This is a genomic window from Paenibacillus sp. BGI2013 (assembly GCF_002843485.1).
In the GTDB taxonomy this organism is placed as follows: Bacteria; Bacillota; Bacilli; order Paenibacillales; family Paenibacillaceae; genus Paenibacillus; species Paenibacillus amylolyticus.
Genome location: NZ_PJFA01000008.1, coordinates 195,969 through 219,724, shown reverse-complemented (window position 1 = coordinate 219,724; position 23,756 = coordinate 195,969). Strand labels below are relative to the sequence as shown.

The 23,756-nt window shown below is 38.2% G+C and carries 13 protein-coding genes and 1 pseudogene; 1 reads left to right on the top strand and 13 read right to left on the bottom strand.

All coding sequences use genetic code 11. From position 1 onward, the window contains the following. Positions 1-33: 33 nt before the first annotated feature. The 10 genes and pseudogenes from CXK86_RS20310 to CXK86_RS20270 all read right to left on the bottom strand — a co-directional run bounded on the left by CXK86_RS20310 (position 34) and on the right by CXK86_RS20270 (position 19,017). Positions 34-1,287: a hypothetical protein gene (locus CXK86_RS20310; protein ID WP_144029818.1), complete on the bottom strand. Its 1,254-nt coding sequence runs from the start codon at positions 1,285-1,287 to the stop codon at positions 34-36. Positions 1,288-1,648: 361 nt separating this feature from the next. Next, on the bottom strand, positions 1,649-1,807 hold the full coding sequence (locus CXK86_RS32200) for a YggL 50S ribosome-binding family protein (protein ID WP_180361817.1): 159 nt from the start codon (positions 1,805-1,807) through the stop codon (positions 1,649-1,651). 233 nt (positions 1,808-2,040) lie between these two features. Beyond that, positions 2,041-2,328: a hypothetical protein gene (locus CXK86_RS20305; protein WP_101314409.1), complete on the bottom strand. Its 288-nt coding sequence runs from the start codon at positions 2,326-2,328 to the stop codon at positions 2,041-2,043. 82 nt (positions 2,329-2,410) lie between these two features. Next, positions 2,411-3,106 carry a metallophosphoesterase family protein gene (locus CXK86_RS20300; protein ID WP_101314408.1) on the bottom strand — a complete coding sequence of 232 codons (696 nt, stop codon included), beginning with the start codon at positions 3,104-3,106 and terminating at the stop codon, positions 2,411-2,413. Between the two features lie 385 nt (positions 3,107-3,491). Continuing rightward, positions 3,492-4,108 (bottom strand): annotated as a pseudogene (locus tag CXK86_RS33130) (Rpn family recombination-promoting nuclease/putative transposase). Positions 4,109-4,391: 283 nt separating this feature from the next. Continuing rightward, the gene (locus tag CXK86_RS20290; RefSeq protein ID WP_180361816.1) at positions 4,392-9,155 is read right to left on the bottom strand and encodes a LysM peptidoglycan-binding domain-containing protein; all 4,764 of its coding nucleotides are present in this window, start codon (positions 9,153-9,155) and stop codon (positions 4,392-4,394) included. 5 nt (positions 9,156-9,160) lie between these two features. Continuing rightward, positions 9,161-13,747, bottom strand: coding sequence for a hypothetical protein (locus CXK86_RS20285; RefSeq protein WP_144029817.1), 4,587 nt, complete (start codon positions 13,745-13,747; stop codon positions 9,161-9,163). Positions 13,748-13,767: 20 nt separating this feature from the next. Next, positions 13,768-17,094 (bottom strand): hypothetical protein, encoded by a 3,327-nt coding sequence (locus CXK86_RS20280; protein ID WP_101314405.1) that lies wholly within the window; start codon positions 17,092-17,094, stop codon positions 13,768-13,770. Beyond that, complete coding sequence (locus CXK86_RS20275; protein WP_101314404.1) at positions 17,094-18,074, bottom strand: chymotrypsin family serine protease; 981 nt, start codon at positions 18,072-18,074, stop codon at positions 17,094-17,096. Before CXK86_RS20275 ends, CXK86_RS20280 begins: the two co-directional genes overlap by 1 nt. Before the next feature lie 91 nt (positions 18,075-18,165). Next, a complete protein-coding gene (locus CXK86_RS20270; protein WP_101314403.1) occupies positions 18,166-19,017 on the bottom strand; it encodes a chemotaxis protein in 852 nt (283 codons plus the stop codon). 504 nt (positions 19,018-19,521) lie between these two features. On the opposite strand from CXK86_RS20270, the gene CXK86_RS20265 reads away from it, so the two are divergent. Then, a complete protein-coding gene (locus CXK86_RS20265; RefSeq protein ID WP_101314402.1) occupies positions 19,522-19,800 on the top strand; it encodes a hypothetical protein in 279 nt (92 codons plus the stop codon). Positions 19,801-19,934: 134 nt separating this feature from the next. On the opposite strand, the gene CXK86_RS20260 is transcribed toward CXK86_RS20265, so the two are convergent. From CXK86_RS20260 to CXK86_RS20250, 3 genes are all read right to left on the bottom strand, one after another. Then, a complete protein-coding gene (locus CXK86_RS20260; protein ID WP_180361815.1) occupies positions 19,935-20,924 on the bottom strand; it encodes a hypothetical protein in 990 nt (329 codons plus the stop codon). A gap of 34 nt (positions 20,925-20,958) precedes the next feature. After that, positions 20,959-22,833, bottom strand: a complete 1,875-nt coding sequence (locus CXK86_RS20255) for an AAA family ATPase (protein ID WP_101314400.1) — start codon at positions 22,831-22,833, stop codon at positions 20,959-20,961. A gap of 154 nt (positions 22,834-22,987) precedes the next feature. Continuing rightward, complete coding sequence (locus CXK86_RS20250) at positions 22,988-23,716, bottom strand: hypothetical protein (protein WP_101314399.1); 729 nt, start codon at positions 23,714-23,716, stop codon at positions 22,988-22,990. Positions 23,717-23,756 lie beyond the last annotated feature (40 nt).

Genomic DNA, 23,756 nt, shown 5'->3' with positions numbered 1-23,756 from the left:
CGTTGATTGTTGTTATCAACGGCACTCCAACTATTATTTAGTTACCTTGTATTTAATTAGTTTATATCGGTGGTCGCTAATCACAGTGCGATAGACCACATTTTCGGACGAGTCATATGCAAAGTTACTCTTATGCACATCATCTAAAACAAAGTATTTACTAAGTATAATGTCTCCATTATCTTTCATTAAGGTATATCTCTCTCCCCATTTGTCATCAATGGTCCCAAAGTTAGTATACTCAATATAGCTATCGTTTCGATAGGATCTCATTAAACCATTAAAATTAAGCTCTCCTTCATACGTACGAGAAAACAGCTTTTTGAAGTTATGATCATATAAAGTGATACTGTGTTCAGATTGGTTATCAATTAATAGTTTACTTCCGGTTGAATGCATAGAAATATTCATGTTTCTATCAAGCACGGTGTCCCATTTGAGTTTACCATTAACTCCATAAGCCATTAATTTCTGTCCACCATATGAATTGGATCTTGCATATTCTACAATTAGTGTACCGTCACTTAATTGATGATAACCCGCAACGTAGAAACCACCAAACTTTTTGGAGTTAATCGTAAATAACGGCTTTTTCAAAGAGGTTACATCTTTAAAAACCTCGATTTTATTCTCACCTACAAAATGGAGTACATAACCAGAAGTCAGTACTTCAGTTTTATAACCTAACACAGTCTCGCTTGTCGTTATTCCTTTGGAATTTAGTGTGATAAAACGGGACTGATTTTTAAGACTATCCGTTTGTTGTAGAACAATACCGTTTTTATACGGATAGATATTTGAGAAACTTAAATCCTTCTTCTCATATATACGTTTTCCTTTCGCATCCAAACTAAGAATATTAAACGTTTTCCCGTGATTCGTCGAATATTGATAAAATATATTACCGCTCTCGTTGTAGTACCATGTATGATTCAATGGATAAAAGTTTTTCACTTTATTTTTAATGTCATACGTCCAGGCAAGTTTCCCTGTCTTAATATTCATCGTATATAGGCTGAAATTATTACCAGACACAGTGGCGGGGTTTAACATAACAAGCTGAGCAGCACGATTAATATGGTCTTGGGGAGTGTGACCTAGTTCAAAGCTCAGATAATCAATTTCTTTAGGAAAAGTATGTACCCATTCCTGCTGTAGCCCTCCGTGCTCCTCTAAGCTTAATTCGGTGAATTCTGCGTACATCTGATTTGTACTGGCTAAATACAATGTAAAAACTACGAAAATTGCTATCAACCTTTTAGATATCTTTCCTTTCAATACTGGCACAGCCCTTCTCTTATTTATGTTTGCTTCTATGTACACGACGAAATATTAATATGATTAACAGTAAAGTTCCTGAATCGATTTTGTTTCTCTTATAGTATCAACCTATTCAATTTAAATTGGATACAAACGATCCCTCATTTATAGATGTCTTTTGCTCTAGGTTTAGTTGGATTTTCTCCCATCTTGATTAATCTATATACCGTAGACAAATCACTGTGACCAAGGATGTAAGTGCAACAAGCGTTAATTTGTGTTTTGCAAGCGTGTTAAAGTAAATTTTGCTCAAAGGAGTATGAAGACAAACAAGCAAATAATATCCGTACACTGTATCTAGTCAGACAGCTGGTGTTATACATCAATATCAAATGTCATTTCCATCTTCATCAATCTGTTTGCTTCCTCCACCAAACCCCCATCCATTTGACTCAATAAATGCTATAAATTTATCAAGAAATTCATCATTATCAACATCGCCCTGATTGGCAAAAACGGTTCCGTTAATTTCTATTCCTTTTTTCATATACTTCCCTCCTTCCCCAAGGGGAATATTGTCACCACTTTCAGAGTAATACTCACTCGTTCAAAGTTAAGTTATTTAAAAGGTTCTATCAGTTTTACTTCCTAAAGTTGATTCTCAGTGTCATTTCGAACGGAACGATCCTGATATCGAATGAGCATATCATTAGTTAAAGATAAGGTTACGAATATATTTGAAGTAAATGTATGTAAGGTGACCTGCGCTCGATAACCATGTTATTTTAAATATCGATCATAGGCACCTGCAAAAGTAATTCCTACAATTTTAACTAAATCGTAATGCTTGAACTCCTCCTTTGAATCAATCCATCCATTAACCACATTTGTTGCTCTTTGTATAAGCTCTTCCTCACTGAGGTTGTCATTGGAACCAATACGAATATTTTTATTAATATAATCATCTTTCTCATCTTTACAAGTGTAGAGGTTCACCACGACATTATATGCAAATCTCTGATTATTACTAAACTTTTTCACGTCATCTGTCATTGGATAATACTTCATTTTTTCCTCCTTGGAATACATTGTAATGTAAGCTTATTTTTTAAATTGTATAATTTAGTTTTTCTAATTCTAGTCTTTTCTTCTAGTTAATCCGTATCATATCCGTATACAATAGCCTCAGATTATTAGGCAACTCAAAATCATGATGGAAATGACCAAAGTACCATTGCTTATAATTGGCTTTTTGCTCTATTCCCTGAAAGTATGGATGCATCTCGTCCAAATCCATGTGAAGGTCACAACAGTTTGCAATGTACTCTAAGGCAGTTGTTGAGCATGTGTGTGTTATAATGTAGTCTACTTTCCAGTCAACTTTATCTAAGTTCCTTAATCCTTCTTCGTATTCCGCTTGCGAAGGCATTTCACGGCTCCACCACGATTTACCCTCTTTTCGATACTCTTTATCATGAGAAGCGGCTCCCCCAAACGTAAAAAACGTTTGACCTTCAATATTAAAAACTTGTCCTCGCATCAAATGGATCACGCTTTTGTTTATCCTATGTACTTCACCCCCATTCCAGCTTTCAACAGGGTACTGCTCTAGCAAATCAAAATTTTCATGATTTCCGTCTATAAAAAGAGTGGTGAACGACTTGGTTTTGTCTAGCCACTTAAGCCAGTACCGATCCACATTACTATCATCCCATAACAATCCAAAGTCTCCAGCAATGATGACATAGTCATCTTTTGTCATGTGTTTCTGTTGTGGGAAGTTCCGGCTATTTAGTCGCTTATTGATGCTAATGGTTCCATGGATATCTCCCGTAATATAGATCATACACTCACTCCGATTAATTCAGGTTATTGAGTAGTTCCACCGTTTCATTACATTATAAAGTTAAAATCCCAGAACGTCATTATTTTACAGATTAAAAGGAAATAATTTTGTATTTACTCCAAGCATCATAAATAATATACAAATGCCTATATCAATACACTGTTAAGTGTTTACCCACTATATTTCTTTTGTGACCAGCACCTGGCAGTAATCCACCTCAATAAAAATGATTAATTCTAACTTTCCAGAGGGTGAAGTTGAACTAGTAACTTTAATTCTTTAAATGCAAAAAAAAACCACTATACTAGCGACTTTATATGTTAATTACTTTTTGTACTTCAAAAACTCTTTCAGACAGCAGGACAAGTAATAGATCTGATTATTATCATTTTTCAAGTTTTTCAATTTCTTGTTCTGTTAATCCCGTGGCTTTTGCAATGGTTGTGATATCCAAATCCATTTCAAGCATATTTTTGGCCACTTTCTTTACTCCAGCCATTTTTGCACTTTCCAGCATAGAAGCCTCATCATGCAGATACTTCTGTCTGGCCTCATACAATCGTCTAGCTTCCGAAGCCTGACTTAAATATTGCAAAGTGTCCCTCACCTTTCCTAAACCTGGTTCATTCGTCTTCAACAATAAGATGCATCAGCACCCTTCAAAAACAATAACCAATTCATTAGGCGACCTTCAGATGGAACAGTATGCTCATCAATCTTAACAATTCCAAAAAGTTAATCTCGATCATACTTAATAAAGAGCTGCATCTCTATGTTAATAAGTTTAGTTCTAGAAGTCTTCGCATAAACATCAAAGATAGAGTGTTTATCAAGCGAGTCTTGTTTTATGGTGTATGAGTTCATCAGGATGATCTCAGTCAGTGATGGCTCGCCAGCTTCAGGAGAAATACGATTGAGAAATGCCAAGAGTACATTCTTATTACTCTCGCGGCCAGAAATTCGTTTCAAAACAAAATCTGCACGAGGGTCAAGTACATTCATCGATGTCAGCTCTGTCGTCATTATATTATATCAGTTTCTGAAGTTACTGTTCAGGTATTCCGCCTTCTGTTCCTTCGCAAAATTTCTGTTGACTGAATAGTCGGTAATCGGATCATTTCGATTTTTGAATTCCAAAAACTTGTTGTCTTAAAAGAAAAAGCCACAAAACAACGTTTTTTAAGGGTTAATATAATTTTTACCTCCCCCCACAATTTTAGTAAACCATATGTTTTACAGATATTGTGGGGGAGGTCATTTTTAATACCTCTATACATGTTCCTTCTTAAATTAACGCTATTTGAGTGAGGTCAAGTACTACGTCTGTTAGTCTCAAAAGTGTAACCGGTTTACCAACTTCTCCTCCACTCGTGTTCTGCTGACTGTCATTAATCAAAACCGTAAAATCAAAATGAAGCTTTCCTCCTCTTCGTTCAGGATTGCGGACTACAAAAAATTCCTCAACGTGTTTGGATATCTGATCTAAAATATCCGAAGTCACAGGAAAGTTTTTTCTTGGCATAAGGAACATGGGCAGAGATATGGAGAAAATACGATTTTCCAGCTCATAAGAATAGAAGCATTCTAGTTGTAAATGAAGCTGATTAGAATCCTTTTCACCCTTAAATAAAGAAGTAATGAAGCGTTCGAGCAGCGTTGTTAATGACACTGGTGCTCCACCAATTTCAGTCATAGGAATTGGATAGTCCCTTCTAAGCGAAGGAAGATACGCCCTTTCAAACCGGTGCTCTTCTGTTCGATAAACAAAGGTCAGGGCGAGTGGCTTGTCCTTGATTAATTCCTCATTTCTAGAAATTAGCACATGTGCACGAGCACTCGATTCGGTAATAATATTTAATCCTTTTAATGTCACCAATCTCTTTGAGATTTGTAGACCTTGATCAGATTGAAGCCATGAATCATTCGCAAAGCGATTACGGAACCTGAAAATAAAACGGTGGCTTGTTCCACTCGTTAGGGGGAATTTGGAAACAGACTCTGTGTCATAGCCATCAATACTGACGATAGGTACAAAACTAGATGGATTGGGAGAAGTTTCAGTTAAAGCTACTTCTAATAACCCGTTGTTATCGTATTCCTCCAAATAGAAGCGATATTCGTGATTTCCTAAAGTGTCCAGTTTGGGTTCATTCTCATCAATTGCAGATGGAAGACTTGCTTTATAGTCCTGCCATCTTACCCAATTTTCTTTAACGTATCCAACAATACTACACAGTTTTTCAGCCATATCTTTAACCATTACTTGTTGATCACCAACTAAAGAAGAGAGTTCTTCTACTTGCTTCAACTGCTTTTTAATGCTGTTGTAATAATCTTGATATTCCAGTAACGCCCCACATAAATGGACTCCTTCCTCATCCGCTTGTGTCTCAAAGGATGGCATCTCTTTAAAAATCACTCTCACATGCACTCGATCTTGAGGCATATGCCGAGTTCTGCTATAAGTTAGAGTGTAATTCCAAAGCAAATGAGAATTTAGTGGAGAGGTAAAAGACGTTTGGTCCACCAGTGGATCCTCCATACCTTGGGTCTTTAAAGCAGGTATTTCTGGGTAGCTCCTTAATGGTAAAGGGACATCAAAGGCACCCAGCGATCTCGTAAGTGGAGAATCCTTGCCCTGATCCTTGTCAGGCAGAATGAAATAAAGCCAAGAAGAAGCTTCATAGCCCTCAATATCTGGTATTGTGTCGATCTGATGCTCGATATGTGTTGGCCAATACTGGGCATTAACTTTTATAAAAGGCGAAGTTGTGATTGCTGCCGGATCTTCTTTAGTTCCTACAAAAGCCATATTTAGGAAGGAACGCACTTGATGGGCAACCCCATATTGCTTAATGTCGACTTTACTTGGCGGCAAAGTAATACCAGCAGGTAGAGTATTTCCATCCACCAAAAACGTACCGTAAAGGCGGCTCGTATCTTCATCATTTGACTTTAAATTACCTCGTGAAATGGTATGAAACTGCGCGATTGCATCGGTTAAATACGTTTTTTGCAAGGAATGGAGCATTTGCTGCCGATATGTCTCTCGTGCAGATGATAGTGCATCTAAATCCGATTCTGGTGCCCCTTTATATACATCAATCAATTGATTGGAAAGTGCTTTTGCTATTTCTCTCTTAAACATCAATAATTGTTCCGTATATCTCATGTCAGTAGGCTGACTTTCCAACATTTCGAATGCCGGAATAGCTTCGGAGGAAAGAATCTGTTCAAACGTATTTAAGAAGAATTGAGCGTACGCTTCCATATCTTTCGTGCGAATTCGTCCTAAATCTTGTGCTTCAAGAATTTCTGTACCATCAGCATTAAATTTTTTGCGATAAGGAAGCTCGAGGTCCTCGTTAATTAAAGGGCTAGGAGCATAAATTGTTGGCACTATATTAGTTGCATTTTCTCGTTCAATTAATAACTTTAGTCCAGATACATCCGTGGCGTCTGTCTTAGCCATTCGAACAATCCAGATTGGCACCTCTGTGGAGTGCTCCAACCATTTTTTACGATCTAGGCCGATTGCTGTACGGTAAAAGTACTGCTGATTTTGCTCTAATGATTTCTCCAAATTGGAAGCAAATCGTAGAAAAGAAGTTTCAAGACGCGCAGACTCATGGTCTTTCTCATCAAGTGCCTTATCTCTGATCGGCAAAATGCGAGTACTACTTCTCCAAACAGACTCCATGGAACGAAAGACTGGTGCGACGAATGACTTCTCCCGTGTAATTTCAAAGAGGACATTCAACTCAAAGATATCCAATGGATTTAATTTATCGGGGTCAATAGGAATATCTAAGGTAAACGGTTTTTTTAGTTTATCCATGTCCTTTTCATTATCCAGCGTTTGTTTCCCGTCTGCCCAAGCGTATAGTAATTCTGCTGCAAGTTTCAGAAATCCCCCTAAACTAGGGACATCCTTTATGTCAAACGATTCAAGGGGCATTAAACTCGTTTTGACTGTGCAACTCAATTCAGGCATTCTTTTCACGGTGAACATAAGCTGGTTTGCTGCCCGTAGCAATGTTTTTCCTTGTCCTCTGGCCTGATCTGCTTCTTCTTTCTTTGTTGGTTTATTAGCTAAATAGCTCAAATCACAAATAAACCGAACCTGAAGTACCGGTTTTGTACCTGCAAGTAAGATTTCATATTCATTCGTAATCATGGGCCAACGGTTGGGTCCGAGCATTTCATCTGTAAATCCAATGGATATGGGTAAAATATCCTTTGTTACATCTTTCTCTTTCTTGCCCTGAAATAATTGATTGCCAAAGATGTCCATCCAACAATGGCGTATTTGAAATATGGAACCGACACCACGGTATTTAGAATCAGAATCAAAAGAATTAGCATCCTGGTTCATTAAATATTTATGAAATGGAATGGCTTTATTATATTTCCATTTCACCTCCTTTACAGGAGTCTCCTCTACCGATGAAACTTCGCCATTAGCATCCACTTGTACTGGTTTAGGCGGCAAAGGCAAAGTCGGAACATACTCCCGAAAGTTTTCATTCTTTACAACGTTATAGCCAAGCAATTGAAACAGTTCTTGGAAATCATCTTTTCCGTCCATTGGAGTTGCATCCTCTGGTGGGGCTAGACGTTCTGCCTTTAATTCAACAGTTCCTTCAGGAAGAACTGGAATCCGATACACAGGACCAGACAGAAGTTTGACTTTATTGAGCACTTCACGTAGCAACTTAAATAACGTCGTTTGGTTGGCTAAAACAAGAGACACCATTGGTACATGATACTTAGCAGCTATTTGCCGCAATGTCTCGCCTCGTTTAACTTGAGCCAGCATATGTGGCATACGGATACACATACCTACCTCTGGCTTAACCCAATTCATATCCGGATTTAATCTTGTTATCTCTTTTGCATCTACGTTATAAAAATTAGCCAAGTCAGAGAGCGATATTAATCCAGGTTTGATCATGACAATAGCTTCTTCAACATGTAGTTCTTGCTCACCATTCAAAGGAAGATCTGCATTCGCATCAGCAAATTCTGCTGGATCAACGCCATGTTCTTGTATATACCTTTCTAAATTCTCATTAGGATCATTAACATCGATACTTAAATGTTCTCGTTCCCACTCCGCATAAACCGAGTTCGTAGGACTCGCTGGATCAAGTCCTCCGGTTATCAAGCAATTCAGGTATGATTCTACTTTTTTGTCGGAGAACATGATCATGAGGACAGCCTCTAATTCACCTTTCACATTAAAAACCTCATCCGGTAAACCGCGTTGTTCTTTCTCATCGAAAAAGTACAAACGATATCCTCCTGAACGAGTAATACTTCCCTCCCATAATTTACTGAAGAAAAGATGTGCATCAGGGATCAATCCACTTTCCTGAAGCGCAGAGAATGGTTCTAGGCTAGCAGAAGGGTGAGTTATGGTACTGAGATTCTCCTGCATAATAAACATGTGAGGGTTTTCTCCTACGGTCTGCAGTACATCTTGTGTTTTATTAAAATAAAGTAATCTGACCTGCAATCCTAGACTATTCAAGTTAGTACGTCCTAACTGTAGAAGTCTCTCCAATAGAACGACATCTGCCTCGTTTACACCAATCAGTGAGTATACCTTATTTTGGAATGCAGGTGCAGTTGTACTAGATCTTTTTAGCCTTAGCCTCAACTGAGTTCCAGCTCTCCATACTGAACTACTTTCTCCTACTTCCTCTTCTGCATGCATAATTTGCTTCTCTTGTAACCCTCCCTCTGATTGTAGAGCAGATTTGACAATGAGCTGCGGTTGAAGAGAAACAGAATTGTTGCCCTTATCATCTGAAATCTTTGGTATTGTCATGGACTCGGACAACTTCCAGATCCGAACAGGGCCTTTGAGCCCCATAGCATTGATCTGTGCATCGGTTAATTCTAAAGCGGTCGAATGATTCGGTAAATATCGATAAGGCACAGTTACCGAGGGAATCTCCAATTGAATAACAGACTCTTCAATAAATTTAAGGTCTGCTTTTTCATCTATTTGAAGAACGTCATTTCTTTGTAGATTGATTTTCATAACACTCACGCAAAATCCACTTCCTCTTCAATGATGATCGTGTTCCATCCACCCGATTCGCTTTTGTTATCCAACGAGATAATCCATCCTTCCGGCGATCCCATATCCTCTAGCTCCACCTGTTGTCCAGTGAGCTCAAATAACCCATAGCTCGATTGATTCTCTAAGTGTTTAAGAACGCGTAAACCCTCACCAGCACTCAGCCTCATTCCATGTAAGAAACTGCGTGATACCATGCCAGATAATTGGAGCAGAGCTTGGTGTTTTCTGATATGTTTAAACATTTCAAAAAACTCTAACTTCTTTAATGGTCCAATTTCTAAAGCGGAGACATTGAAAAGTTTATCAGCTTGTTGTATAGAGGTTTGTCTTGCCAGTTGCATGTATGACAAATTGAATTGTTGAGATAACATTTGTAATGTGTCCTGATCCTTCACACTATATAAGAATGGTGGGATCATAATCTCAATGGATTCCTGTAGCATGATCTGCGGATAGTTAGTCACAATTTCACTCATGGAGGTTAGACCCGCTTTTCTCAAAACATCGTTTGGGCTATCCTCCGATTCAATATTAAGAGGTAATTTCGTAGAATCAGCATTCTCTATAGTCCCTGCCTTAAATAGTCCAACTTTAGACATGTTTTCTTTTATCTCCAACACTTTTAGTACAAAGGTAAGCACATCATTAAAGTTGAAAAGGTTAACGATATTCTCCCATTTTTCATCCGGCGGAAGAGAGTATTTTACTCCTTCTAAACCGAGTTCTAGGCCAACCCGTAAAGGGATAGTCTTATTCTGCTCAAACAAATATTCTATGATATTCGCCAGTTTGTCTTCAGTTGGTCCCGGCCCAGAAGAGATAGCCTTTGTCCCTGTTTCAATAAAAAAAGCTATTTCTGTCATTTTAGTGTTATCCACTACAGGATACTGATAATGATCTAGTGCATCTAATGAAGCCTGGATCATCTGTCGAGCAATGGTTACAAAATAATCATTAAGGACGAAATCAGCAACAGACTGCTCATTCATGTCTATCGGTGCAGAATGAGTCTGATTGTCACGGTGGGCAGAGATCTCTGTTTCTACAGTTGAATCTTTAAAGTGACTGGCTAATTCCCGTAAATATTGTGGAGAAGCTTTAGCTACTTCGTCCATTCGGTATTTCAATTTGTTCTCCTTTACATCACCGATCTTTTCTTCGAAAGAAATCTCCAATCCGGGCAGAATCGGAAAAAACGCTGTTTCAATGCAGGTTTCTTCTGTAGTTGGTTCCGAACCAGGAGGCGTGCATTGATCTTTACTTGGGCGAACGGTTATGGTCCAATGAGACATTAGAAATTTGTGTAGTTGTTCTAAGGGAATGACTAATGTATTGTTATCGGACATCTTTTTCAATCGACGAAGTACATCGCGGTTAACTATGAAGCTTTCTTCTTCAGAAAATGAACTTACGGATATGCCTTTTGTTGAACCCGTCGATGCTGCGAGTAACCATTGTATGGTGCGGCAACTTAATTGTTCAAAGTGTGTCATTGGCTTTTCTGTTTCTTCGTTTACCGTGACAGCTGCAACGGACTCCACTGAGAATTGCAAGACGACAGCGTTTGCTAACCCTGATGGCGAGTTTTGATTAGGAGAAAGTGTAAGCACAGGAGTCATGTACAATGTTAGCGGGCTAGGTGCATCTGTAACCAGGTTGTCCCAGAAAAACATGATCGGTTCTATACTCTGTTCCCCTTCTTCCAACACCTCGCGTTGTACTTGAATATCCCAAGGAGCTTTCTTTTTCATCTCAATGGTGAATTGCTCTTTGATACTGGACGAGTAAGAGACATTCATACTGATTCGGAATGGCTTTCGGCCGATTTTAATTTTCATATTTATATCTACTTCTGCAACAAGTGCTATCTCAAGATTGCGGTATGCCTCATACGTGAGCATCGTGGCAACAGTAACGATTACATCCACCGAGGCTTTAACAAGAGATAAGTCTACATCCCCATAGAGCCTTCCTTGTATGCCTGCTATACCTTGCAACCAATAGTAATAATCTTCTTTCCCTCCACTTTCTGCATGCCAATGAGCAAGTACTCCTTCAAGAATGCCTATCACAGTTACACTGAATCCAGCAGTCAACGGACCTTTTCTAATCTCCTTGCCAAGTCCCATTCGCATCCCGAAGCCGAACTCCATAACAGTACTGAAGTGTCCATTTTGTATTTCTGGTAAGCGGGTGGACGTATGTTCAGACAACTTGTTAATGTAAAACCCAGCCGATCCAATGAAGGGGATTCCGGGAGGAACAATCGTCTGGATAGTACAGGATCTAGAGAAGTCCATATTTCTAGGAAACCCAATATCAATTCGAAAATCCCCGTTTGTATAGATTCCAATACCGAAGGATGGGAGTGTAAGGGAGTATGCTCCAAACTCAAGATATCGAAGTATATCCGGAAGCGTAATTTCTGCTTGGTATAAACCGATTTCTTTGGTCACTTTTTGATAAAGGATTTCAAAATCTAATCCTTTAAAGTACTGATTTGAGTTTTTAGCAACTTGAACTTTTAAACCATATAATTTAGGGTCACTGAATACAAAACTCAGATTAATGGATCCTAAAAGACTTAATTGGGATGCCACAATCCAGCCAGTTCCTGCATCATATTGGACTGTTTGCATGTCTGAACTTTTCATGAGATCCACAGCTTGAGTTATTGATTCGATTCGTCCTACTTGTCCCTGGGGAAGCACATGCTGTCCAAGCCCCAAATATTCAAGGTTCAGTACTCCTTGTTTTAAGTTAGGAACAGGGGTAGTGGAAGGGTCCGCTGGATACCATGTCATATCTTTTCCACCAAATAATTGAACTGTAAATTCCAGCCTCTTATTTCCTTCTAATCTCGGATCGAAACGGAAAAACAGCCCTTTTATTTCGGAAAGAAATTTCAGCGTATTTTGTACAGGAATAGAGAGCGTAACTCCTCTATTTTCGCTATTTAGACTGAACTCTAAATTTAAATTTGGAAGTTTCCAATCATTCATCATATCCCATGGACTGGACAAGCCAAGGCGGGTACCTTTTACCCAGTAAATCCCTTCCTCTACTAGATCCCCAAGTGTGAAACCTTCATGAAGCGGAAAGATGATTTTTTCCATACCCGGCTGATAATCCACAGATATTCCGTTCCATGTAGCAGTTAATTTTTCTCCATCATGACAAACTCCAATAGCGAATCCATTGAAATCGGCCACACCACACAAGCTTCCCGTAAATTGTTCCTTACTCAAGTCGTAATGCATGTTCAACTCAGCTTGTACAGTTAACTCCCAGAGATTCCATTGAGCTGAGGCTGTTAGATTCCATGAATCATTTGACCAACAAATGTTGGCAGGGCTCATTTGAATTTGATTGACTGGAGATATTTCTTCCCAATCATCTATTGATCCACATAATTCCCATGTCCCATCCTCAAATGTGTATTGGATATCTATTCTCATATTATTATCTACTGTTATGGTACCAGCCAAACTCAGTTGAAGATGTCCCTGTTCACTACCCAGCTTTAATGAAGTGAATTGGACGTTTAAGCCTCCAACGCTGATTTCTGAAGATATGTGTGCACTGCCCTTCATGATAGGGGTTGGATTTCCTAGCTGCACATCTAATTCAAATCCAGATATTATAACCGGTTCCAAAATCGGGCTAGAAATACTTGGCATGATGGTCGCAAACAACTCATTAACGGGACAAGATTTTTGGTCTGACTGTCTAATTTTCCAAAGACCTTGTTCATCTTCATAACGCCACGTCATCTCAAGAGATGCACCTGAGACGGTAGACAACGTAGTGTTGAATTGGAGATTTCGCTCTATTCCTGCATCCCGTCGATGAACGCTTAGATTCAAGTTTCCGTTTGCCACGTTCACTCTGTCCGCAAGGATAAAGCTTCCTGTATTTAACTTAACTGATACACTAAGCACTTGTTTTTGTTGTTCATCAAATTCAAGTGTCACCTCAGCATCTCCTGTGGTAAAAGGAAGCTTATGAGCGAATCTACCTGCACCATATACCGGTTCCAAATTACGCAAAGCAGAAATAGGAAAGGACTGAATTGACTGAAATATTCGTTTGTTTCCTGCTTCAAGACTAGGGACTTGCAGCATCACCCAAGTAGAGCCGACTAATATTTGAAAAGAAATAGATCCTTGTGGCGTTGGATCTCCACTTTGGCTTCCTGTGATATGAATAAGTCCGTTTTTGAATAGAAGCCACGATATCCCACCTATTCTAAACGTCATTTCTTCTACAGTATTTAAGTTGAAAATAATTGAGAGTTGTTCGTTTTGGGTTTCTTCTATTGAAACGGAAAATGTACTATCCACATCTCCAAACGCCTTGATGCTACCCTTTACAGTAAGAATACTTGGGTTTATCTCCACTACTGTATTAAACGCAGTCCATTGTATATACGGTGAATACGGACGTAGCAAGGAGGCGATTTCAGGTACATTAAATAATTCCTTTTCGATATCCACCGTTTCTCCATCAAAAGATTTCCACTGCTCCACCAATTGTGTAAAATGACTCATGTGATCCCCTTTCTTCGATGTTATTGGTATTTCGCAAACCATCCAATGGGTTGGTTTTGCTCTCCACTGCCAAACCATTTAAGAGCCATGCTGCCTGTTGGTGGTAAGCGAAGGCCCAAAAACCGTATATATGCATCACTGAGTGTGAGTTCAAAACGTTTGTGTTCGTGTATATAATTCAAGACAAGATCCTCAAACTGGAGAGATAGTACATTTTGTATTTGAAACTGTGGTTTGCTCCCGCCAAGCTTTAAACCTACGGTTGTCTCATACCGATCTGGTTGATTATCTTTACCTGCTCCCCAGGCAAGCAACAACTCTGCTTCCAACAGTTTATTGTCACTTAATTTACCTGCCGTTCCTGCCTGAAGCCTGAACTTCAGGCCATTCCATAAACGCTCATCAAGCCCAACATCAAAAAAATCTGATGTCGTAGTCACTCGGATGAATCCCAAATCTGAGATAGAGCCTTGTTTGTTAGGCAAGAATCCAATAAGCTCCATGGACAAACTGTCAAACAAACTGCGATCTTCATGGGATTCCACTGGAGCCGTTGGCTTAAAGGAAGCTTGTTCGAGATTTACGTTCCAGGCTTGATCTCGTTTCTGGATAATCAATTGAGAGAACTGAAGCCCATCTTTACCAAAGGTCCACAGATCAAAAGGGCTTCCTCCACGCAATTTAATTTGGTTAAACCCTATATTTCCAGACACACTTAAGCGGGCCTCTTGATCAACTGATTCATATGTGACCTTTTCTACGGTCACATTTTTAAGCACACTTCCTTTTTCCCGCATATAAAAAGTTACTGGACCGGTTGATTCCAATACACAGATTGGATGTTCTCCCTTACCCTTTACGCGTTGCTGATATCCCTCTAGAAGTATGGCATGCGCTCGCCCTGATGATGGCATATCTCTTTCACCAGTACCAAGGACATTTTGTGTAAACCAATTTTTCATCGTCAATTGCCCTTTACACGAAAAATCCTTTATTTTGCTCTCCCTAATAACCAATCGTAAATGAAGCAGTCTAAAATCACATTCTTCATCCAATTGCACTGGAGTTTGAGGAGTACTTGGATTATATTTGTCGTCCTGATATCGAATTAAACCAAAAATGCGGCTTTCTAGAGCAGGTATAAGTCCCTCTGATACCATGGTTTCGAATCCTATATGATGTCCGTAAACTTTGATCTGAGGATCTGGAGTGTTATTATTCGAAACAATCAAATTTTTTAGATTTGATATCTCATCCGGAAAAGCTTTTATAGTTGGACGCAGAATAATCACACCTGTCCAATTCGGATCGTGAACGATTTGATTAAAATGCGAAAGTGTAGAATCCACAGCCTCTTCTGCAGCAGCATCAATAAAATACTCGTTTAACCATTGAGACAATGCTGGAATATCACCCGATTCTGTAACATCGACCCCTTCGTACGTAGATTGAATAAAATGTTGGGGCTGGGTCCATGTTTTTGGTTGCTTGACCAACTCGGATAGCGTTTGTCCAGGACCAACGCGTGATTTCATAATCAGAACGTTTTGGTACCCCACGTCATCCAGCGTGCTATTGTCCACGTTAATATCAAACTTCCAGCCACCAATATCGATAATATTGTTGAATACTGGGCCTTCTCCAGCCTGATCCTTTGGTTTGCCGAGGTGAACATCGGTTGTGGCAACCAGGAACAATTGATTGGTCTGCAACGCTTGCTGTAGATGCTCATCAGGGCGTTCAAAACAAAACTCCGTGTCCTTGGATTTAGTCAACAAGACTTTCTCAAATCGGCTGCCGTTCAACCGTATAAGTAGGCCGTTTGGAGTTGTCGCCTGATATTCCTCCGGAGGAGGATTTTCAGCATCATTTCGAATTAACAATGTCGACAAAAAGTATCGTCTCGCTGGTGAGAGAATATGTTGTTCAAATCGAAGTAGTTCTTCTTTACTGTTTTCGTGTTGTTCAAAATTCATGCCGCCATAGGGAACCAATGGAAATGCATGATCATTATGATTACCTAAAAGTACAGGGGTGGGCTTGTAGTTTAACAAATTCATCTCTTGGTTCTCAGTCGATGAATTCCCATACAATACAGATCCTGTTGGTTGAGAAACGTATTGATTTGAAGTATCGATTTCACCTTCTACAGGTGCTATGCTGAGCCAGGACGTGGTGAAATCCGCTACTAACAGATTCTCCTGTTTAAGAGTGGAGTCATCGTGACTATCTGTTTCAGTTGGATCATAATGAAAAGCGTATGCAGGCATAAAGGGCTTAAAGCGCAAACTTCCCCCCTGTGGAACAATAAGGTACTCTAATCCGGATAATCCACAGACCAGCTCTACTGGAGTATCAGATGAAGAATTGTTCTTTAAGGAAAGCTGAAAGTCACCAGCCGGACTTAAAAAAGGTTCTTTATCTGGTCCACTGTGAAACACAAATCTAGGCTGATGTTCCGCAAACATGGTATCCGAATCGCTGGGCTCTAACCATATGGGTTCGCCGTTCGTAGTAACTAGATAGCTCTTAAGCTGCTGTGTAAACCCTTTTGCATTCATTTTTGACACAGCAAAGAAAGTTTTGATCTTTGGTTCAACAAAACCTCTATCATCTGTAGGTGAAAGTGCCGAAATCGGATCGATACATGCATGCATAAGTACGTCTGTATTTTGGTCATAGGCCACAAGTGGATAATGAACAAATTGATGACCAGTGTCCGAAGAAACATTTGGGGAAACAAATCGGAATCCAACCCCGAGATCTAAGATCAGAGACTCTGCTCTAATGGAAAGATTATCAATTAAGACACAACCTGACCACTCCCCTACCAATGGAATCCTGATTTGCTGAATAGTCGAAGATTGCAAAGATGATTCTCCCGTAAAGGATATTGGCCCAGAGTGAAAAACCAGCTCTGCTTGCTCAGGTTCTTCTGCATGATCCAGTCGTATTTCTACCCCTGCTGAGACAGAAAGATTCCACTCGTACCCGATCGGAACAACAGCGTTCCTTTGAATGTCTCCGGTACGTTGGTTCGCTACAAACCAAGTCACTGTTTCTGTAGAAAGTTTTTCAAGATCACTTATCCATACATAACCTTGATCCATGTTAAGCTGGTTTTTAAGAAAAGTAAGCACTTCCACTGATTTAGCGTCGAGTTGTTCGAAACTATCGGTAACAAAGATCATGTACCCTTGGTGGCTAAAACAAGCTTCGGGGAAGGTTAGTGAAGGAGGTGCTTCTTTTTCCGTTTCTGTCCATTCCATTAAATATCCCACGGATTTACTCTCTGATCCGTAAATAAGGACCCCGCTCTTCTCACTAACTTTGTTTAATGCCCCCATCACTCGTCACCACCATACATCGTGATCTGAAAGGTTTGTTTCACTTCCTGGATATCATTGGCCAAAGTTATAGAATTGTCTGTCGTTCCAGCAAACAAAAGGCCGACTGCCTGGTTATGCTCGTTCACGATAATGGCGCCTGAATCCCCATTTTGGGAAAAAATCTCATTATGATCTTTGTCTGCTGTGATTCGAATAGAGTTTTTAAACGTAACATCTCCGATACCATGACCATAGGGAATAACGCTCATGTTCTCTAGCCCGCCTTCCACTTTTCCATATGTCAACCCTGTAACCATGCCCACTTTACGAACGCGTGATCCAATTTCTGGTGAAGCGAAACCCGTTATTTTCCCAATTCCAGGAATGTTTGAGGTAACATTTCGATCCTTTATTTCTGCTATTGCAGCGTCTACTACTCGTTCAGTCTTACCAAACTTTCCGTAAAGAGTCCCACTAAGAAGATTGCCAGCCATATTTGTAGGACACCCAGCAATATCTACGGGCTGTGCGACAGCATCTTCAATTTTCCAATCCGTATCAACACAAAGAACATGGAAATTGCTTAATGCGCAAAGCTTACCTTCCTGCGTTTGAACAATGGCTCCTAACGTACCTCTAATCGAATTCCCATTTACCTTTCGACAAGGCCCAATTTGTATCCCACCACATAAGGGATCAAACCGCTGACCCATCTCCGATATTCTTGTCTGTTCCTCTGACATTTCTAAAACACGAAGCTCGAATGTTTCGATTTTCTCTATTACATCAGTAGGAATACCAGATACAGAACTGGGTATTTCATCTTTAGGCGATACGTTCTCTTTCTTATCCACATACACGCGAATTGCTATCCGATCGGTTAACTTCCCACCTACATACTTTAATCCGATATCAATATTGTTCACATTTAACTTTTTGCTCCATTCTTTTTCGATCTCTCTTTTGATTTGAACAATCTCATTCAAATTGTATGCCATTAATTAATCTCCTTTGTCCGTGCATAAGCTGAGAACTATTCCTGTTATACAAATCAGAGTGATTGTTGTTAAAGTTGCTTAAGGTTCATGCTCAACCATTCTTGTTTACGGTTTCCCAAGTTTTTGTCAAACCTTGAACTATACGATTAATTACGTGTTGGCTTGAGAAATATCCATTATGGCTAAGCGGATTCCAGTAACTTTTCCAATTGCCTACGTTCATCTGGATGTCTTCACTAACTACTTTTTCATAGGCTTGATGGACGGGTCTGAGGGGATAACCCAGGATGTCATCATTGTCAAAAAAATTCACCCATTCTCCCGCAAAATCAGGTTGAGAACTCGCAAATGTAGGACTAGGAACTTGAATAGGTTTATCAAAATCTTTATAACGTAAGCTCCATAAAGGCAGTGTTGTTCCACAGGAATAAAATAAGCTTAAGGTGTCTCCACGTTCAAGCGCTGAATCAGCATTGATTATTTTTGGCTTCCACTGTGCTGAATTCTGTCTGTCGTAGAAGTAATTACTTGCGATTACGGTACCTAGGCTGTGAGATATTACACAAAGAGGAGCATCATAACCTGCCTCCTCAGATAACTCATGAAGAGCCGTACTGATCGTGTCATGCACCGCCATGTAATTATGATCATTAACCTCCAGGGGTTGGTAGGCCACGGCATCGGCCAGATAGTGAAACATAAAATGTCTTAGCTTTTCAAAATGTAAGTCGTGACCATGGAATAACTTACACTTTAATTCTTCTTCTCTCCCCTCAAATATTTGAGCCCAATAAACGGGTTTTATGACGAGTGCCTCTTGAGTGAACTCCAGAGTATTATTTTGTTTAAACGATTCTCTTAATGAATGGATAAAAGGCTCTGCAAAGTTTTCCTTTTGCATGCCCAGTCCATGAATAATTAATACAGCTACAGGCTTTGTCATTTTCCCCTCCAAATTAGAAATTATTTGATATTAATATCCGATTAATTTCCTGATTTTATACACTGCTTGCAAGCAATGGTTTTTAAGGAGAAGGTGGGAAGGTGCCGCAACAAATGAATGAGCATTAGACACACTTCTTATTTGAAAAGCTGTAGTTATTCGATAATATGGGGTAGCAAAGGATATGTATTAGAGGTCTTGATTATATTAACAAGTACTGAATATTAAAGAATAAATGATTGTAATCCAAGCTTCCGATTGAGTTTTATTACTACGAATTGAAGAATATGTCTCAGTAGGTACTGATCCAAGTTCTACTTAATGAATAAATAAAATCACATTATTTGATACGAAGAATAATGTTGAATAAAAATGTGATCAGAAATGAAACAATATTGTTGTAGAACTTGATTTAGGCAAAGCTTGTATGTGTATTACTCAGCCTAGATATTTTTATATGAGCTGTACAAATGGTATTTTATCTTTTAAGAAGGAGGGTAAAAAATGGAGAAAGTTATCGAGTGTGGCGTTATCATCAAAGGTGAATTTCATAGGATTTCAATCCATCCCCTACCAACGGATATTATTGAGCAAGATTATCCATGGGTCGGGCATGAAAGAAGATCTACTAAAGTGTCTTTCAGTAATTATGAAGAGGGACAACTAATTTCCTTTACGAAAGAATGGAAAATTGGTGAAATTAATAAAATAGGAGTCTTGCCCAATGAATGTATAACCAGTTCTATAAAGGGTGATCATCAACTTACAACAGAACAGTCCTGAAGTCTTCATAATGGAAACGAAAAATGTTTACGCAAAAAAATTGACACGCCTATTTACTGAAGATGCGTCAATTTTTTTGCGTGATTTTGTGATTCTTCGAGCAAATTCTGATTTTATTTAAGAGTTATATTGGATTATTTTATATATAGATTTAATTCTTCACAAATATCTCGTGTTAATTTTGCTAGAACTCTCTTATCGAGTTCTTCTGGTACAACGTAATTTGATGTAATCATTTGTATTACATCCTCACGACTAGCAAATAAAATCCCACTATATTGACGAAACAATTCATCTATTTGAGAATCTGAATATGAAATTCGAATCTTAATCAAATCAAGAACATAGTCTTTATGATGATTATATAATTCCTTGATTTTGAACACTTCTAGGTTATTGTTTACCTTTTGTTTAATATCAGGGTCTGAGCATGTATCGCGTATAACAATTTCAAACTCTTCACCCTTGCCTAATAAGTAATCAATCTTAGATACTCCGGGTTTCAATACTGTTTTGTCTAACATATCAATTCCGAACTTGAAATGTTCACCAAATTCATCAACATAGGGATGTAAGTGAGTCTTATACGAGAAATCAATACTGCCCTTGAAATCGGAATTACATATACTACAGCAAGGAATCAGATTATATAAAGAGACAGCCAAATAAGGATAGGTAGCCTTATCATAAAAATGATCTAACCGAGCTCTTGTCTTTCCTTTAACTGCAGGATCATCATTAATCACTGTAAACGTATATTGTCGATTACAGTATGGACAAACGTTTACTTTAAGTTTACTCACAAGTTGGTAAGCTCCCCATTCTTTTGGGGGATAACTTGAGACAAAGTTTTCATAACTGAATATTTTCAGCAACATAGTGTATAGTTTTTGTTTTTTTGCACGTTCTGTTTTGTCACTAAAAGATATCCGACAAGAAACCCGGATTTCTTCAGAGATTTCACTAAGGACACTTGGTTTGCCAACTAATATATCTTCTAAGCGTTTTCTTAGATATTCATAGAGTGGCTTATTCCTAGCTCTTGGTATCTTGATGATATCTTCAAGTTTCTTGTCAATTGTAGCCTTAAAATGTTTTATATGAGCTTTCTCGATTTCAGACATATTAATTTTCTTATCAGTATTAATTAGGATCATATTAACTCCTACGTTTCAATTCTTCAATTTCATGTTGCATGTCTTGTATCGTTTTAAGGAGAGAAGTTATTGATGTATTCTCAATGTAAGGAATAAGTTTCTCTTTAAGTAAACTTATAAGCTTATTTCGCAACACAGGTTCACCGATCTGGGAAATTAACGTTTCAAGCTCCCTTCGTTGTTGAAAGATTATTTCTGAAGATGACGTATTGATACGTTGGATAAGCGACAATATCGTATAACTTGCAAATTCTCCAATCAATCCTGATGACATAAAGAAGGCATCTGAAAACAAAGTATGAATGTTCGACGCAAAAGTTTGTTTATTATCCCTTAGTTCATTGATTACACGACGTCCTGTTTCACTTTTATCGATAAAGATTAAATTGGAGTTTGTTAAGTCAGAAATAATGATAGGCGAGTTAGAAGTAAGGACGATTTGAATGTTACGATCTGTATATGTCATCTGTAAGAAAGAAATCATATTGAAGATGAACTTTCTTTGCCATTCTGGATGTAAATACAGTTCCCCCTCATCAATCAAAATCATGACATTTTTAGCAAGCTTCATATTGGATGCAATTTGTTTTTCATCAATTAGGGAGTATAGTCTTGAATAGAAGCTAATGAATGCCTTCTCCCCGGAACTTAGGTCCCCTCCCCAATCGAAGTCAAGAAATGGTTTAAATTTCATCAGTTTCTGATGTAAATCAAGTATTCTCTTTAAAGGCCTTTCTTGATTTTTTTCGGTCAAATTAACTTGTAATTTAAAATTATCTGTAGAATGAAGTACTGAATCTTCATTAATGTATTCGTGAAACAAAGTGAGTAAATCTATTACATCCTCGTACCAGGTTCCATCATCAATTATTTTAAAAATATCTTTTAATAGAGTAATCAAAGTTCTATAGTAGTTTCCATTTTCATCTTCAATAATTTCTAAATATTTAAGCTTGTTAAGGGTATTCTTCGAAACCCTGGAATAGATTGGTAAATCCATCAAAAATGAATCCATAAAAACCATATAAAATTTCAATTTAATCGCATCATGATAAAAATCGGATTTCTCTATTCCTTTTTTTAAAATAGTTCTAACACGGTCTCTGATATTAACAATCGGTTGGTAGATAATCCTTGTATGCTGGGGTCTAGGGTAAATCTCGCGGGTACTAATTAGTGCAAATTGTGGTAACTTTATGGGAATTTCCAGCTTTTCTTCTTGAATTCCATAGAAGAAATTTAGCTGCTTGCGAATTTCTTCTAATCGGTATAATTCTGTTTCGCTGAAATTTTCAGATAACGCTTTCATGCCTAGCGCATCTTTTTTATACTGTTTAACCAAATGATTAGTAGAGATATTTCGTATTTCGGATGTTCTTTCATTCCGAGCATCAAAGACATTGGAATAATAAATAACTGTAGTCTCGGGCAAAATTTCCTTTGGCATATAGCCACTACTCAGATCTTTAGAATAAATTACCTCCATATCCATTTTTATGAATTTATTAATATTATCAACTTTTAGATCTTGGTTTTGATGAATAAAAAATTGACCTTGTTCATTCCTTGTAACTACTATTGCTTTTTCTCTAAGACCTTCTGAAGATTCCAGTAGATTTTCTTTTATAAAATCGAGAATAGTTGTCTTTCCAGCACCGTTTTTGCCAATAATCCCTGTAATATTAATAATTTTACCTGACTCAGGATAGCTACGATCTTTAATACGAAAGAAATTAGGTTGAGCAAGTTGATTTTTTTCAACCTGTAATTCTTCTCTTTCCTTAACATATTCAAAACGAAACTCATCACTAAAATTAAAGTGTTGATTTTCAAAGAGCCCTTTATAGCTGTCTATGTATATATAGAGTAATTCCAATTTTGCACCTCTTTTTTAAAAATCGGTTCATAACCTCTTCGTGCTCAAATTTACAGTACATTCGCTAATCATTGAATCCCCCATGATATAAAGTGATGAGTTTTCAAATCTTAAATTTCACTATTATCTTAAGGGGATTCTCAAATAAGATATTTTACTCGACCTCGCTACGCTTTACAGTAACTCCGTCATCAAAGATGATTTGGTCCATCTGAAAATCAACTGTGATTTTTTCGAGTGGTGTGTCCCTAAGCTCGCTATCCTCATCCATAAATTGATTCACTTCAAAGCTACCATCGTAAGAAGCGGATGAACCAGCTTTAATTGCTTTATCGTATTTTACGTTAAGTGATTTGATCTCATTTCCAAACATGTCTTTGAAAGTGATGACGCCTTGAAATCCTTTGGCTGTTTTGTCAGAAATATTATTCAAATCAAGTGTCATGTTAATGATGTCTCTGAAAATCCATTTATCCGTGTCTGCGTTGGTCACACTTTTCTTAATTAAGCCAACTTTTATGGACTCATTCAAAAGTTTAAGCTGAACTTGTTTTTCTTTTTCCGCTTCTTCTTGTTTACGTTTAATCTCTTCTTGTCTCTTTTTTTCTTCTTCCTCTATTTTTAGCTGTCTCTCTTTTTCACCAGTTATGATTTGACTAACTGTTTTAGTAGAAAGATCTGCACTTTCACTATTTGCGTTCTCAATTGCTTTGCTATAATAATCTTTTTCCTCTTGTGTAAGTTGAGTGCTATTCTTCACATCTTGTGAGACGGTCTCTGAATAAAGTTCTTCCGTTATTGGCTTACCACAGGCAGATAAAACAACGACCATCAAACTAATCATAATAGATAATGCTATATTTCTTCTCTTTAATTCCTTCACTTCTACACAACCCTTCAAAAGTTTCAAAAACTGATAAAGA

Coding starts and splice junctions, on each gene's coding strand:
- CXK86_RS20265 (WP_101314402.1), top strand. CDS start 19,522: ATGGAGAAAGTTATCGAGTGTGGCGTTATCATCAAAGGTGAATTTCAT.
- CXK86_RS32200 (WP_180361817.1), bottom strand. CDS start 1,807: ATGAAAAAAGGAATAGAAATTAACGGAACCGTTTTTGCCAATCAGGGC.
- CXK86_RS20280 (WP_101314405.1), bottom strand. CDS start 17,094: ATGGGGGCATTAAACAAAGTTAGTGAGAAGAGCGGGGTCCTTATTTAC.
- CXK86_RS20275 (WP_101314404.1), bottom strand. CDS start 18,074: ATGGCATACAATTTGAATGAGATTGTTCAAATCAAAAGAGAGATCGAA.
- CXK86_RS20290 (WP_180361816.1), bottom strand. CDS start 9,155: ATGAAAATCAATCTACAAAGAAATGACGTTCTTCAAATAGATGAAAAA.
- CXK86_RS20300 (WP_101314408.1), bottom strand. CDS start 3,106: ATGATCTATATTACGGGAGATATCCATGGAACCATTAGCATCAATAAG.
- CXK86_RS20285 (WP_144029817.1), bottom strand. CDS start 13,747: ATGAGTCATTTTACACAATTGGTGGAGCAGTGGAAATCTTTTGATGGA.
- CXK86_RS20305 (WP_101314409.1), bottom strand. CDS start 2,328: ATGAAGTATTATCCAATGACAGATGACGTGAAAAAGTTTAGTAATAAT.
- CXK86_RS20260 (WP_180361815.1), bottom strand. CDS start 20,924: ATGTCTGAAATCGAGAAAGCTCATATAAAACATTTTAAGGCTACAATT.
- CXK86_RS20270 (WP_101314403.1), bottom strand. CDS start 19,017: ATGACAAAGCCTGTAGCTGTATTAATTATTCATGGACTGGGCATGCAA.